Origin of the sequence: Rhizobium sp. Root708, from assembly GCF_001429725.1 — a bacterium.
In the GTDB taxonomy this organism is placed as follows: domain Bacteria; phylum Pseudomonadota; class Alphaproteobacteria; order Rhizobiales; family Rhizobiaceae; genus Rhizobium.
Window position 1 is genome coordinate 319,573 of sequence record NZ_LMHV01000040.1, and the last position, 13,048, is coordinate 332,620.

At 61.2% G+C, this 13,048-nt stretch carries 12 protein-coding genes; 4 read left to right on the forward strand and 8 right to left on the reverse strand.

Annotated features, from left to right (window positions below; all coding sequences use genetic code 11):
- Positions 1-8: 8 nt before the first annotated feature.
- From ASE04_RS20770 to ASE04_RS20795, 6 genes are all read right to left on the reverse strand, one after another.
- Positions 9-782 (reverse strand): phosphodiester glycosidase family protein, encoded by a 774-nt coding sequence (locus ASE04_RS20770; RefSeq protein ID WP_056821312.1) that lies wholly within the window; start codon positions 780-782, stop codon positions 9-11.
- 146 nt (positions 783-928) lie between these two features.
- On the reverse strand, positions 929-2,239 hold the full coding sequence (xylA, locus tag ASE04_RS20775) for a xylose isomerase (RefSeq protein ID WP_056821313.1): 1,311 nt from the start codon (positions 2,237-2,239) through the stop codon (positions 929-931).
- 188 nt (positions 2,240-2,427) lie between these two features.
- Positions 2,428-3,882 carry a xylulokinase gene (xylB, locus tag ASE04_RS20780; protein WP_056821315.1) on the reverse strand — a complete coding sequence of 485 codons (1,455 nt, stop codon included), beginning with the start codon at positions 3,880-3,882 and terminating at the stop codon, positions 2,428-2,430.
- Positions 3,883-3,900: 18 nt separating this feature from the next.
- On the reverse strand, positions 3,901-4,926 hold the full coding sequence (locus ASE04_RS20785; protein WP_056821317.1) for a LacI family DNA-binding transcriptional regulator: 1,026 nt from the start codon (positions 4,924-4,926) through the stop codon (positions 3,901-3,903).
- A 148-nt stretch (positions 4,927-5,074) separates the two neighbouring features.
- A complete protein-coding gene (locus ASE04_RS20790; protein ID WP_056821319.1) occupies positions 5,075-6,667 on the reverse strand; it encodes a DHA2 family efflux MFS transporter permease subunit in 1,593 nt (530 codons plus the stop codon).
- A gap of 20 nt (positions 6,668-6,687) precedes the next feature.
- Entirely contained in the window at positions 6,688-7,884 is a 1,197-nt protein-coding gene (locus ASE04_RS20795) for an HlyD family secretion protein (protein ID WP_056821326.1), read from the reverse strand.
- Positions 7,885-8,038: 154 nt separating this feature from the next.
- Between ASE04_RS20795 and ASE04_RS20800 the strand changes: the two genes are divergently transcribed.
- The 3 genes from ASE04_RS20800 (at position 8,039) to ASE04_RS20810 (ending at position 10,503) form a co-directional block, all read left to right on the forward strand.
- Positions 8,039-8,707 carry a TetR/AcrR family transcriptional regulator gene (locus ASE04_RS20800; protein ID WP_056821331.1) on the forward strand — a complete coding sequence of 223 codons (669 nt, stop codon included), beginning with the start codon at positions 8,039-8,041 and terminating at the stop codon, positions 8,705-8,707.
- A gap of 107 nt (positions 8,708-8,814) precedes the next feature.
- Positions 8,815-9,654: a GyrI-like domain-containing protein gene (locus ASE04_RS20805; protein WP_056821334.1), complete on the forward strand. Its 840-nt coding sequence runs from the start codon at positions 8,815-8,817 to the stop codon at positions 9,652-9,654.
- 99 nt (positions 9,655-9,753) lie between these two features.
- Positions 9,754-10,503 carry a TerC family protein gene (locus tag ASE04_RS20810; RefSeq protein ID WP_056821341.1) on the forward strand — a complete coding sequence of 250 codons (750 nt, stop codon included), beginning with the start codon at positions 9,754-9,756 and terminating at the stop codon, positions 10,501-10,503.
- A 30-nt stretch (positions 10,504-10,533) separates the two neighbouring features.
- Here the strand turns inward: ASE04_RS20810 and ASE04_RS20815 are convergent, their stop codons facing one another.
- Positions 10,534-11,451, reverse strand: coding sequence for a phytanoyl-CoA dioxygenase family protein (locus ASE04_RS20815; protein ID WP_056821529.1), 918 nt, complete (start codon positions 11,449-11,451; stop codon positions 10,534-10,536).
- Positions 11,452-11,543: 92 nt separating this feature from the next.
- Here ASE04_RS20815 and ASE04_RS20820 point away from each other — a divergent pair, with 92 nt between their 5' ends.
- Positions 11,544-12,371, forward strand: coding sequence for a helix-turn-helix domain-containing protein (locus ASE04_RS20820; RefSeq protein ID WP_056821349.1), 828 nt, complete (start codon positions 11,544-11,546; stop codon positions 12,369-12,371).
- Between the two features lie 24 nt (positions 12,372-12,395).
- On the opposite strand, the gene ASE04_RS20825 is transcribed toward ASE04_RS20820, so the two are convergent.
- A complete protein-coding gene (locus ASE04_RS20825; RefSeq protein WP_056821352.1) occupies positions 12,396-12,941 on the reverse strand; it encodes a glutathione peroxidase in 546 nt (181 codons plus the stop codon).
- Between the last annotated feature and the right edge of the window lie 107 nt (positions 12,942-13,048).

Here is a 13,048-nt window from a genome sequence, read left to right on the forward strand (position 1 = left end):
GGCCGGCGCTACTCGACAAGCCCGAACATCGGACCGAAGCCACCATGCCAGGATTTGTCGTCACGTCCAAGCGCGGGACTGTAAAGCCCGACACCCCGGCCTCCATCGAGAAACAATGCATTCGGGCACGTCAGATGGTCGCGAAACAGGCGCGCGAAATCGTGGAAATTCACCCGGTCTTCGCTGATCGCGAAGCGCACCAAGCCATCGCCGCAGATACCGACGCCGCCGCGACGGGTCTTATCGGTCGAACCAACGATGAAGATCGGATTGAGCGTGTTGTCGATCACGAGCATCGGGCCAGACTGCGTGGCGAGCCGGACATCAAGGCGGCGCTTCAGAAATTCCTGCGTCGGAAGTATTCCTGCTGACGTCCCATCGATGAAGAACACGCCATTCGGCTTCTTGTAGAAGTTCGGCACCGGGCCGTCGGTGGCCCCATCGCTTCGTGCGGTGCTGGCTGGACGCAATTCCTTGCCGTCTTCGACATAGAGCCCGATCGGCGAAAAATCGGGCAGATACATGCCGGCATTGACCGCGAACACCAAGCTCTGCCCGCGCTTCTTGAGAGCCTCGGCAAACCCGGAGAAGTCGCGATAGGGTTCTCCATCCGCGTTCTTCCAGAACAAGCGGAGATCGCCTTTTCCTTTCTCGACCGTGCAGACGACGTAGGCCTCGCCTTCGAACGTGTCCTGCACGCAAGGCTCCGCTGCGACTGCCTCCGCAAGCGTCGCGACGGCCAACATCATGGCTGCGGCAAGCATACCCTGTCTGAAATCCATCGCAGCCTTCCCATGAGATCGCCGAGCGCCCTGCCAATAGCAGGTGATCGCGCCTCATCCAAAACATGGAAACGGCATCGCCTCAATCAACAAAAAGGCCGGGAAACCTTCGCTCCCCGGCCCTCTCCTCCACAATCAACCGCCGATTAGACGTAACGGTTGACGATGTTTTCAAGCAGTTCCTGCTTGCCGGACTTCGGCTGCGGGTTGATGTCGTTGGCTTCGACCCACTCGGCGATCTGCTCGAGCGAGTATTCGCCGCGGGCAAGCTTCTGGCCTTCGGCCGAATCCCAACCGGCGTAACGGGCATCGAGCGGGCCGGACAGAGCCTTGTCCTCGATCATCTTGGCAGCAGCCTTCAGACCGCGGGCGCAGGCATCCATACCGCCGATATGGCCGATCAGCAGATCTTCCGCGTCGAGCGACTGACGGCGCAGCTTGGCGTCGAAGTTGGTGCCGCCAGTCGTGAAGCCGCCACCCTGAAGAACCTGGTAGTAGGCAAGCGCCATTTCAGGAACGTTGTTCGGGAACTGGTCGGTATCCCAGCCGGACTGGTAGTCGTTGCGGTTCATGTCGATCGAGCCGAAGATGCCGAGCGCATTGGCGAGCGCCAGTTCGTGTTCGAAGGAGTGGCCGGCGAGGATCGCGTGGCCCTGCTCGATGTTGACCTTCACTTCGTTTTCCAGGCCGTGGTTCTTGAGGAAGCCGTAGACCGTCGCGACGTCGTAGTCGTACTGGTGCTTGGTCGGCTCTTGCGGCTTCGGCTCGATGAGGATCGTGCCCTTGTAGCCGATCTTGTGCTTGTACTCGACGACGAGGTTGAGGAAGCGGCCGAGATGGTCGAGTTCCTTCTTGAGGTCGGTGTTGAGCAGAGTTTCATAGCCTTCGCGACCGCCCCAGAGAACGTAGTTCTCACCGCCGAGCTTCATCGTGGCGTCCATGCAGGTCTTAACGGTCGCGGCCGAGTAGGCGAAGACATCCGGATCCGGGTTGGTGGCGGCACCCGACATGAACCGGCGGTTTGAGAAGAGGTTCGCCGTGCCCCAAAGCAGCTTGGTTCCGGTCGCGGCCTGCTTCTCGGCGAAGTAGTCGACGATCTCGTTCAGGTTCTTGGTGTTTTCGGCGAAGTTCTTGCCTTCCGGGCGCACGTCGGCGTCGTGGAAGCAGTAGAACGGTGCGTCGAGAATCTCGAAGAGCTCGAACGCGACGTCGGCCTTCAGCTTGGCGGCCTTCATCGAGTCTTCGAACCAGGGGCGCAGGAAGGTCCGTCCGCCGAAGGGGTCGCCGCCCTCCCAGGCAAACGTGTGCCAGTAGGCAACTGCAAAGCGCAGGTGATCTTCCAGGCGCTTGCCGAGAACGACTTCGTCCTTGTTGTAGTGGCGGAAGGCGAGCGGATTGGTGCTCTCAGGGCCCTCATACTTGATCTTCTGGATGTCGCCGAAGAATCCGGTGCTCATGTGTGTTTCCTCCTATGGAACGAATGCAACTGTCAAAGTCCCCCTCGACCTGCCGGCATCTCCCCACGAGGGAGGAGAAGGCTGGTGGTCCGCCTCTCGTCTCGAAAGGTCAGCCCGGGGCAAGAAGCCCTCCCCCTTGTGGGGAGGGGTTGGGGAGGGGTCTTCCGACACCTCCCGGTATTTAAGCCTTAGTGCTGCAGCGATTTGATCGCCGGGTAGAGAGCGCGGTAGCGCTTGTAGGCATCCTCGTAGGCGCCGGAGAGCGCCGTGACGGGTTCGATCGTGCCAGCCGTCTTCGGCGGCGTGCAAACGGCAACCGGATCAGCCCCGGTGGCGGCAATCAGGCCGAGGCGCGCTGCGCCGAATGCCGCACCGAAATCACCATCGGCGGGCAGATCCACGGGCACGCCGAGAGCGGTCGCGATCGAGGCCAGCCAATAACGCGAGCGGGAGCCGCCGCCGATTGCCGTGACGCGGGAAATATCTGTGCCCGCGGAGCGCAGCGCTTCCAGATTGTCGCGAATGGCGAACGACACGCCTTCCAGAACCGCCTGGGTCAGCACGACCCGGCTGCTCTCATGCTCGAGGCCGATGAACGCGCCGCGAATAACGGCGTCGTTGTGCGGCGTGCGCTCGCCGGAAAGGTAGGGCAGGAAGGTGACGCCCGAGGGCGCCTTCAGCGTTTCACCCAGCTCGGTGGTCAGATCCGCCGCCGACTTGCCGGTAACGCTGGAGTGCCAGTTCAGCGCGTCTGTCGCCGAGAGGATGACGCCCATCTGATGCCAGGTGTTGGGCAGCGCGTGGCAGAAGGCGTGGACGGCGCTTTCCGGCTTCGGCAGATAGGCGGCGTTGGCCGCAAAGAGAACGCCCGAGGTGCCGAGCGACACGAAGGCCGCGCCATCGCTGACGGTGCCCATGCCGCAAGCCGAAGCCGCGTTGTCACCGGCGCCACCGGCAATGACCACGCTACCAGACATGCCCCACTGCCCGGCCAGCTCGCCGCGCAGCTTGCCGCCCTGCTCCGTGCCTTCGATCAGGCGAGGCATCTGCTTCTCGTCAAGACCGGTTGCCGCGAGCAGCTCGGAGGACCAGGCGCGCTTTCCCGTATCCAGCCAGGAGGTGCCGGCCGAATCCGACATCTCGGAGATATGCTCGCCGGTCAGCCAGAGGCGCAGGTAATCCTTCGGCAGCAGCACCTTGGCGACCTTGGCGAAGATCTCGGGCTCATGCTTGGCAACCCAGGCAAGCTTCGGCGCTGTGAAACCGGGGAAAACGATGTTGCCGGTCAGCTTGCGGAAGCGCGGATCGGAATCGAGCGCCGCCGCTTCGACGTGGGAACGCGTGTCGTTCCAGAGAATGCAGGGACGCAGCACCTTATCGTCGGCATCGAGCAGCGTCGCGCCGTGCATCTGGCCCGAGAGACCGATGCCCTTCACGGCGGCGAGCTCCTTCGGGTGCTTTGCCTTCAGTCCGGCAACGGCCTCTTCGGTCGCGCGGATCCAGTGCGAGGGCTCCTGCTCCGACCAGCCGGAATGCGGGCGCGAGACGTCGAGCGAACCATTGGCCGAGCCGATGATCTTCTGATCGCCGTCGATCAGCATGGCTTTGACGCCGGAGGTTCCGAGATCGAGACCCAGATACATGTGTTTCTCCCTTTGCCGTTACGGCAGATTGTCTTTTAGGAATATGTCGAGGCGGATGCGCTCTTGCGCCTCGATGACGGCAAGCCCGTCCGCTTTCGCCTTGAGGACGCGGATGGCGCTGCGAACCTCGTGGCCCGCATCCTGGTTCAGAATTGCGTCAATGGTTCCGTCGAGCAACGCAGCGCGTGTATGCGCCGTCAGCTCATGGGCAATGACCGTCAGCGACCGATCGACCGCTTTTTCCTTCAACGCCCTGATCAGGCCGCGATTGCCAGCACCGAGGCTGTAGACCCCGATGATGCCGCTTTTCCTAGACAGCGCGTCCGCCACCAGCATATGCGCCACCTCGGGGTCGTCGCGGCCTTCGATGACAGGCAAAATGGATAGCGATGGAAACTCCGCCGCCATGACCGCCGCAAAACCCTCCAAACGCTCACGATGGTCACGTACCAGCATCGAGCCGGCAAGCACGGCGATCTCGCCCCTGGCGCCACCGAGGAAACGCCCGAGCAGCCGAGCAGCCGTACGACCGGCCGCGATGTTGTCGACGCCGGCATAGTGATGGCGCTGCGAGCCGGTGAGATCCGAAACGAGCGTCACGACAGGAATGCCATCCTGCACCAGACGGTCGACGGCATCGCGCACCTCAGGTGCATCGGTCGCGACAAGCGCGATCCCCGACGGTCGTTCGTCGCCAAGCTCGTCCAGGATCTGGACCAACGCGCGCGGATCGAACGCCGGCACTTCAATCGTTCGGATATTCGTTCGCTCCACCGACGAGCGTGCAATGGCAACACGCACCTCCCCGTTCAGCCCGTGCATGAAGGAGTTGTCGCTGGCTGGCAGGATGAAGACGAATGAGTAGGTCCGGCCCTTCGCGAGATTGGCGGCGGCAACGTCCCTGACATAGCCGATCTCGCGGATGGCCTTCTCGACCTTCTCGCGCGTGACGTGGCGCACGCCCGGCCGCTGGTTCAAAACCCGGTCGACGGTCGCCAGACTGACACCTGCCGCAGCAGCGATATCGTGGACTGTTGGCCTCATCTCTCCTCCTGACGAGACCTTTAGCTCCAAATTTGATGTACGTAAATCAAAATCTGCAGACGCTTCCGTTCACGTCAAAAATTCACGCAAAAGCAAAGGCCGGCGCGGGATGCCCGGCCGGCCTTTGAGCTTGGATATCAGGATGGGATCAGTGGCCTCCGCCGCCACCGCCTCCGCCTTGCGGCGCAGGCTTGTCGAGCATTGCGACCCCGATGATCATCGCCGTGAAGAGCACCGTCAGCATCAGGAAGATATCGCTGAACGAAAGGACGACGGCCTGCTTCGTTGCAATTCCCACCATCTGCTTGATGGCAACGGCAGCACCGTCCATTCCGTAGGTGTTGTAGTTTGCCGTCATGTTGTTCATCTGGTCGATCGCGGCCGGATTGCCCCAGTGCACGTTCTCGCGCAGCCGTTCGTAGTGCACGTCCTGCCGGTTCGTCAGTACCGTATTGATGATGGCAAGACCGACGGCGCCGCCAAGGTTACGCGTGAGGTTGAAGAGACCGGACGCGCCACGCATGCGCGCAGGCGGCATCGTGCCGAGCGCGATGTTGTTGATCGGCACCATGCACATCATCAGCCCGAAACCGCGGAATACCTGCGGAATGAAGAGCTCGTAGAAGTCCCAATCCTGCGTCAGGTTCGTCATGATATAGGTGCCGGCCGCGAAGCTCGCGAAGCCGATCACCATCATCAGCCGCAGGTCCATCTTCGCCGACAGCTTGCCGGCAATCGGCGCCGTGAAGAACATCGCCAGACCGGAGACGAACATCGTCTCGCCGATCATCAACGAGTCATAGCCGCGGATACGTCCGAGATAGACCGGATAGATGTAGGTCAGCCCATAAAGGCCGATACCCATGACGAACGAGAACACCGAGCCGAAGGCGAAGTTCCGGTTGGTGAAGGCCCTGAGGTCGACGACCGGGAATTCAACGGTGAAGGCCCGGTAGAAGAACACGACCGCGGCAATCGCAGAGGCGATGGCGCCGATGAAGATGTAGCTGTCGTTGAACCAGTCATTCGAATTGCCCTCTTCCAGCACGTATTCAAGCGCGCCGAGGAAGACGCCCATCGAGATCAGGCCCCACCAGTCGAACTTCTTGATCAGCGAGAATTCCGGCTTGTCGAAATCGATGAAGTTCCAGGTGACGATCGTGACGATGATCCCCGGGATGATGTTGACGAGGAACAGCCAATGCCAGGAGAAGGCATGGCTGAGATAGCCGCCGACCGTCGGACCGATGGTTGGTGCCAGCGTCGCGATCAGGCCGATGATCGGCGAAACGATGCTGCGCTTGGAGGGCGGGAAGATCGTGAAGGCGGCAGCGAACACCGAGGGGATCATGCCGCCGCCGATGAAGCCCTGAATGGCGCGATAGACGATCATCTGGTCGATGTTCGTGGCCGTCGCGCAGAGGACACTCGAAAGCGTGAAGCCCGCCGCGGAGATCGCAAACAGATAGCGCGTCGACACGATGCGCGCGAGCGTACCTGATAGCGGGATCATGATGACTTCCGCGATCAGGTAGGATGTCTGCACCCAGCCGATTTCGTCCGAGCCGGCACTGAGGCCGGCCTGGATCTCGGCAAGCGACGCCGATACGATCTGGATGTCGAGGATCGACATGAACATGCCAAGCACCATCGCGAAGAACGCGATGAGCTTGCGCGGATCCATGTGGTCCGCGGCCGCCGAGGCGGCCGGGATTGTTCCAACTGTTGCGCTGCCGGCCATGGGCCTACCTCGTCAGGATATTACTTGCCGGCATCTGGCGCCGTGCGCGTGTCGACATCGACAACAACGCTGAGACCAGCACGCAGGCGGCCGCTATCGAGAGCATCCTGCGGCAGCGAAATGCGAACGGGGACGCGCTGGATGATCTTCGTGAAGTTGCCTGTCGCGTTTTCCGGGGGCAGCAGCGAGAAGACCGAGCCGGAAGCCGGCGAGATCGAATCGACCGTGCCGACGATCGGATGATCGTCATAGGCATCGACGTGCACGTTGACCTTGGAGCCCGGAACCAGATGCTGGATCTGCGTTTCCTTGAAGTTCGCGTCGATATAGAGCTGGCGGACCGGGACGAGCGCCATCAGGCGCTGGCCGGGCGATACCAGATCGCCTTCCTGAACCGAGCGATTGCCGACGACACCATCGTAAGGTGCCTTGAGAATGGTGAAGGAAAGATCGCGGGCGGCCTTGTCGCGCGCCAGTTCGAGCTGCCGGATCGTGCCTTCGGCTTCACGGCGCTGAGCCTGCAGAAGCGTGATGTTGGCGTGCGCCGATGCGATCGCGGCGTTGCCGCCGACGAGGTTTGCCTTGGCCTGATCGAGCGCGATGTTCGCGGCATCGAGGTTAGCCGTGGTGCCGACCGACTTCGACTGCAGTTCGGCGGCGCGGGTCTGGGTGATCTGAGCACCGCGGACCGTTGCCTCCAAGGCAGCCTTCTGCGCGTTTGCCTGGTCGAGGCTCGCTTCCCCACCGGCAATCTGTGCATCGATGCGCTGCAGCGATAGCTTTTCGGTATCGAAAGACGCGCCGGCCTGATCGAGAGCGAGCTTGTAATCGCCGTCGTCGAGGATGGCGAGCACGTCGCCTGCCTTGACCTTCTGGTTGGCGACAACGTTCACCTTGGCAACGTAGCCGGTAACCTTCGGCGAGATCGTCGCGATGTCGCCTTCAACATAGGCGTCATCGGTCGAGACGAGGAAACGGCCGGTGGTCCACCAGTCGTACCCGTACCATGCGGCACCAGCGAGCGCCGCAAGCCCGATGATCGGCAACACGAGGCTACGCTTCTTCTTCTTTTCCGCGGGAGCAGTTTTCACATCCGCAGGCGCCTGCGGCGAGCGCGGCGCTTCTGCGGTTGGAGCAACTGCTTCCTGAGCCTTGCCTTCGACATCATCGTTATCGGTGACGATACGGGCAACAGTGGCTTTTGGACTGGACGACATGGGCGACTACCGGTAAATCGAGTGAATTTAATCGAACTGAACGGTTCGGTTCAGTTGACATAGAGCCTTTTTGCATTCATATCAAGATGTATCGAACCACGTGGTTCGATTTTATTAACGAAACATTCGCAATTGCGAACATGGTTAAGGAGCTATGACAGAGCTTTCCGACACGCGCGCAGACGATTCCCCCGCGACTGGCGGCCGATGGGCTGCCGGTGAAGATCCTGCCAAGCGCAAGCAAATTCTCGACGGCGCCCGCCGCGTATTCATGAAACTCGGCTTCGATGCCGCAAGCATGAACGATGTAACGCGCGAGGCCGGCGTTTCAAAGGGAACGCTCTACGTCTACTTCGCCAATAAGGAAGAACTGTTCACGGCCATGATGGAAAGCGAGCGCGCTGCCTTCATCGCCAGCGTGCGCAGCGCCTTGACTGAAACCAGCGATCCCGACGTGGCTCTGCACGATTTCGGCCTGACTTTTGTCCACCATATCACCGAGGACAAGGTGATCAACGCGATGCGCATCGTGATCGGCGTGCGCGACCGCATGCCGCACCTCTGTCAACGCTTCTTCACCGGCCCGGAAAACATCCGAACCGTGTTGAAGGACTTCCTGACGGACCAGGTCGAAGCGGGCCGCTTCGAGATCGACGACATCGAACTGGCCGCCCGCCAGTTCCTGGAGCTTTGCAGCGGCAGCTTCTTCAAGCTGCGGCTGTTCGGCGACATGGACGCGCCTCCTCCGCGCGAGGAGATGGATCGCGTCGTCAACGGCGCTATCCGCGTCTTTACCGCCGCCTACGGCGCCAAGAAGGCCTGAACCCTGCCTCGTTGATTTCTCCTGCCCTTCCGGCAAAATCCCGCAACCGGGATCAAGCGCGACCTGCCGGCCTTCGGTAAGAAAGGCCTGCAGCCAAGGGAGTAGGAATGAGTGCAATCGGACGTGCGATCTGGTTCATCGAAAGTCATTTCGGTAACGATATCTCGCTCGAAGAGATTTCAGGCGTTGCCGGCCTTTCGCGCTACCACCTGTCGCGCGTCTTCGGCCTCGCCACCGGCCACTCGATCAGCAGCTATATCAGAGCCCGACGCCTGAGTGCGGCGGCTGGGCGACTGGTCGATCAGCCGGAAAGCATTCTCGAGGTTGCCCTTGATGCGGGCTATGGCTCGCACGAGGCATTCACCCGGGCCTTTCGCGACCAGTTCGGCATCACGCCGGAGATGGTTCGCAAGCAAGGGCACACGCGCAACCTCGTACTTCTGGAGCCACTCCGCATGGACCCCGCTCGTCTTCCCGAACTTGAACCGCCGCGTTTCGAAACCCTGCCGCCGATGCTCTTGGCCGGTTTGCAGGAGACCTACGCTTACGGCGGCAACGCCGCGATCCCTTCGCTCTGGCAAAAATTCAACGTCCATTTCGGCAACATTCCCGGCCAGATCGGCAATGTCGCCTACGGCGTCTGCACGCACATCGAAGGCGAAGCCGAAAAGTTCCGCTACATGGCGGCGGCGGCTGTCGATGACGGCAGCGATCTACCGGCCGGCTTCGCAAGCCTGAAGATACCCGGGCAGCGCTACGCCGTCTTTGCCCATCGCGGCCATGTTTCCGGCATTCCGGCAACCATGCACCGGATTTTCGGCGAGTGGATGCCGAACGCCGGCATCGAATTCGGCAACCTGCCCGACATGTTCGAGCGTTATGATGATCGCTTCGACCCCCACACCGGCATGGGCCTGACGGAAATCTGGATTCCAGTCAGGGAATAAAACCCGTCCTGCTTTCGTATATCCCCTTGCGCGCTTGCCAAGGCAGGCCGCGTCCGTACATTGCGAGCGTCGAACTGTGACGCAAGGGGATAAACGTCGATGGAAGATATCATGATACTCGTTCAGGACCCGGCCGCCTGGGTGGCCCTCGTCACCCTTGTGGTGATGGAAGTGGTCCTCGGGATCGACAATCTTATCTTCATCTCCATTCTTACCAACAAGCTTCCACCCGAGCATCGCGAGAAGGCGCGCAAGATCGGCATCGGTCTTGCTCTCGTCATGCGTCTTGCCCTCCTCGGCACCGTTGCCTGGATCGTCAAGCTGACGACGCCGGTCTTCGAATTGTTCGGCCATGGCTTTTCCTGGAAGGACCTCATCCTCATCGCCGGCGGTCTCTTCCTGCTCTGGAAGGCGACGAAGGAAATTCACCACAACGTCGATCCGGCCGATCACAACGAGGACTTCATCGGCAAGACGGTGACGACAGGCTTTGCCGCTGCAATCGGCCAGATCCTGATCCTCGACCTCGTTTTCTCTGTGGACAGCATCATCACCGCCGTCGGCATGACACCTCACCTGCCGATCATGATCATCGCCGTGATTGCCGCCGTGACCGTGATGCTTGTCGCCGCCACGCCGCTCGCCAACTTTATCGAGCGCAATCCCACCATCGTCATGCTGGCGCTCGCCTTCCTGATGATGATCGGCACGACCCTGATCGCCGAGGGCATGGGCTTCCATGTTCCCAAGGGCTACGTCTATGCAGCGATGGCCTTCTCGGCGCTGGTCGAAATACTGAACATGATGGCCCGCAACGCGCGCCAGCGGAAGAAGCAGGGCGGCCGCTAAGCCGACAGAGGCGCGGCTTGACAGCCGCGCCTAAAGCATGTCGCCGAGGCTCCAGTGATTGCTCCAGCGTGCGTCGATCTCGTCTTCGACGTTCTGATAGCGAATATCCGTCGATAGCCTGATCAAGTTGGCAGCACTTTGGTTCGTCGTCGCGGCGTGGATCATGTGGGGGCTGTGCAGAACGACGTCCCCGGCCTCATAATCGGCGACCAGCCAGCGCGTGTCGAAGCGCTCCGCCATGTCCGGCAGATCCTTCGAGACCCAGCCGCCCTCGGTCATGTTGCGGTTGAAGGCGCTGATCTTCTCCTCCGCCGAGAGACCGAGGCTATTTCTCGCGAACTCCTCCTCCATGCGGGTGCCGATCGCGTGCGACCCCTCGAGATAGACCAGCCCACCCATATCGACGGGCGTATCGCCGATCGGAATCCAGGACGTCACCAGACGGCTGGTACCGCCGCGCAGATAGACCAGATCATAATGTGCCGGCGTTGCTGTCGTCGTCCCCGGCAGGGTGAAGCGCATGATCTTCCGCTTGTGAAGGTAGGAGATGCCGGACAGGAACGCATCCATGAATCGCGCAAGCCGCGGCTGCGTGCAGAAGCCTTCGAACGCGACGGAGCGGACCAGCGACATCAGGATCCGGTCGACCTGCGATTTCTCCGGCGATTGCGCCGCGGCAAGACCGAGCATCGGATCCGAGCCCGCCTCGATCAGCCCCGCAGCAGCAAGGTGCGAGAACACCCAGCCGCGAAATTCCAGGACGTCGCTGCGCTTCAGGAACCCCTTCAGCCAGACATAGCCGTGCTCTTCATAAAGAGAACGGATCGCTTCCAGGCCTATTCCGGGATCGGTCGGAACCAGCCGACCCATCCGATGCGGCGAGGTCGACAGAACCTTGCCGTTTGCAACAAGGTCGACAGATCCAGGCTCCAGCGCCACGCTTGACATTTCGATCACTCCCAAGCCGAATATCTGCGACGACATTTACTGAAAACACGGCATACCTCCATGGAGAGAACGACGATCTGGACTTTTCGCTCATGAGAGATGCGCCGCTAGCGCTCTATCGATCGCCGCCTCAGGGCCGCGCCGGGCTTGTCGTGACCGGCTTTGGCAAGCAACACGTGACGGCAAGGATCGTCGACAGGCGACTGCCGACCCATGCCGCCGTGTTCGTGGAAAAGGGTCGCGGCCTACTGAACACGGCGAAAGGCGGGCCGCAGGAGATTGTCGGCCCCTGCCTCTTCTGGCTTCTTGCCGACACGCCCCATGGTTATGGTCCGCTACCCGGCGAAAGCTGGGAAGAGCGCTGGGCGCTGTTTACCGGCACCTTCGTCAGCGACCTTATGCGCATGCGCTTGATCACGGAAACCGCACCGTTGGTGCCGATCGGCAATCCCCGCAGGATGCAGCAGCTCTTCGCGACCCTGCATTCGGACTTCGCCGAGGACTCGCCTCTCGGCCTTGCTGCCGCCGCCGCAACGCTTCACCAGATCGTGGTGGAGGCGGCGCGACAGGCCACATCGCCGACTGCTACAGCGTCCGACCCTGAGATCGAGGACGCGATTGATCGCCTGCAAAGACGAGCCTTCGAAGCGGTCGACCTGAATGCCTTCGCCAGGGACCTGGGTGTATCGCCGGCAACATTGCGCCGCCGCTTTACCGCAGCAACGGGACTGCCGCCGAAGGCGTTTCAACTTCGGTTGCGCATCGACCACGCCAAGCAGCTACTGACGACAACGGACCTTGCAATTGAGGCGATCTCAACGGCGGTCGGCATCGAGGATGCATTCTATTTTTCCCGGCTGTTCCAGCACCGGGAACAGTGTTCGCCAAGCGAGTTTCGCCGCCGGCACCGCCGCCAATAGGGTGGCAGTGCCAACAACGTCGGCTCAGCTTGCGGCGAGCTCCCGATCAATCGCCGAAACCAACCGTTGATCGTCAGCGGTCACGTCAGGGGCAAAACGTGCCACCACCTTGCCGTTGCGACCGATCAGGAACTTCTCGAAATTCCACAGAACATCGGTCTTCTCTTCGCTATCGAGGCCGCGATCGCGCAGGCGCTCGCGCATCGGCCCCTCGCCGGTCGTGGGAAGACCGGAAGCAGTCAGCGTCCGGTAGAGCGGATGCTGGTCGTCGCCCTTGACCGAAATCTTGGAGAAGATCGGAAACTTGACATCATAGGTCAGCGTGCAGAACTCGACGATCTCGGCATCGGTGCCGGGTTCCTGCCCCTTGAAATTGTTCGCCGGAAAAGCGGCGATGACGAAACCGCGTTCGCGCTTGTCCTCGTAAAGCTTCTCAAGGCCTTCATATTGCACCGTGAGCCCGCACTTCGAAGCGACGTTGACGACGAGGATCACCTTGCCGCCATACTCGCTCAGGGTCGTCGCGCGGCCATCGGCGAGCTTTACAGGTACGTTCAAAACGTCGGTCATTTACACTCTCCAGCATGAATTTCGCGGGCGAAGCTATACCTGCCCGTCCATTTGTCCAACGGGAGATTCGGCACGCTGGCAAAATTCCGCAAAGCAGCTAGTTTTCG

Bases quoted from the DNA above. Each gene is read 5' to 3' on its own strand.
- ASE04_RS20770 (WP_056821312.1), bottom strand. From the start codon at position 782: ATGGATTTCAGACAGGGTATGCTTGCCGCAGCCATGATGTTGGCCGTC.
- xylA (WP_056821313.1), bottom strand. From the start codon at position 2,239: ATGAGCACCGGATTCTTCGGCGACATCCAGAAGATCAAGTATGAGGGC.
- xylB (WP_056821315.1), bottom strand. From the start codon at position 3,882: ATGTATCTGGGTCTCGATCTCGGAACCTCCGGCGTCAAAGCCATGCTG.
- ASE04_RS20785 (WP_056821317.1), bottom strand. From the start codon at position 4,926: ATGAGGCCAACAGTCCACGATATCGCTGCTGCGGCAGGTGTCAGTCTG.
- ASE04_RS20790 (WP_056821319.1), bottom strand. From the start codon at position 6,667: ATGGCCGGCAGCGCAACAGTTGGAACAATCCCGGCCGCCTCGGCGGCC.
- ASE04_RS20795 (WP_056821326.1), bottom strand. From the start codon at position 7,884: ATGTCGTCCAGTCCAAAAGCCACTGTTGCCCGTATCGTCACCGATAAC.
- ASE04_RS20800 (WP_056821331.1), top strand. From the start codon at position 8,039: ATGACAGAGCTTTCCGACACGCGCGCAGACGATTCCCCCGCGACTGGC.
- ASE04_RS20805 (WP_056821334.1), top strand. From the start codon at position 8,815: ATGAGTGCAATCGGACGTGCGATCTGGTTCATCGAAAGTCATTTCGGT.
- ASE04_RS20810 (WP_056821341.1), top strand. From the start codon at position 9,754: ATGGAAGATATCATGATACTCGTTCAGGACCCGGCCGCCTGGGTGGCC.
- ASE04_RS20815 (WP_056821529.1), bottom strand. From the start codon at position 11,451: ATGTCAAGCGTGGCGCTGGAGCCTGGATCTGTCGACCTTGTTGCAAAC.
- ASE04_RS20820 (WP_056821349.1), top strand. From the start codon at position 11,544: ATGAGAGATGCGCCGCTAGCGCTCTATCGATCGCCGCCTCAGGGCCGC.
- ASE04_RS20825 (WP_056821352.1), bottom strand. From the start codon at position 12,941: ATGACCGACGTTTTGAACGTACCTGTAAAGCTCGCCGATGGCCGCGCG.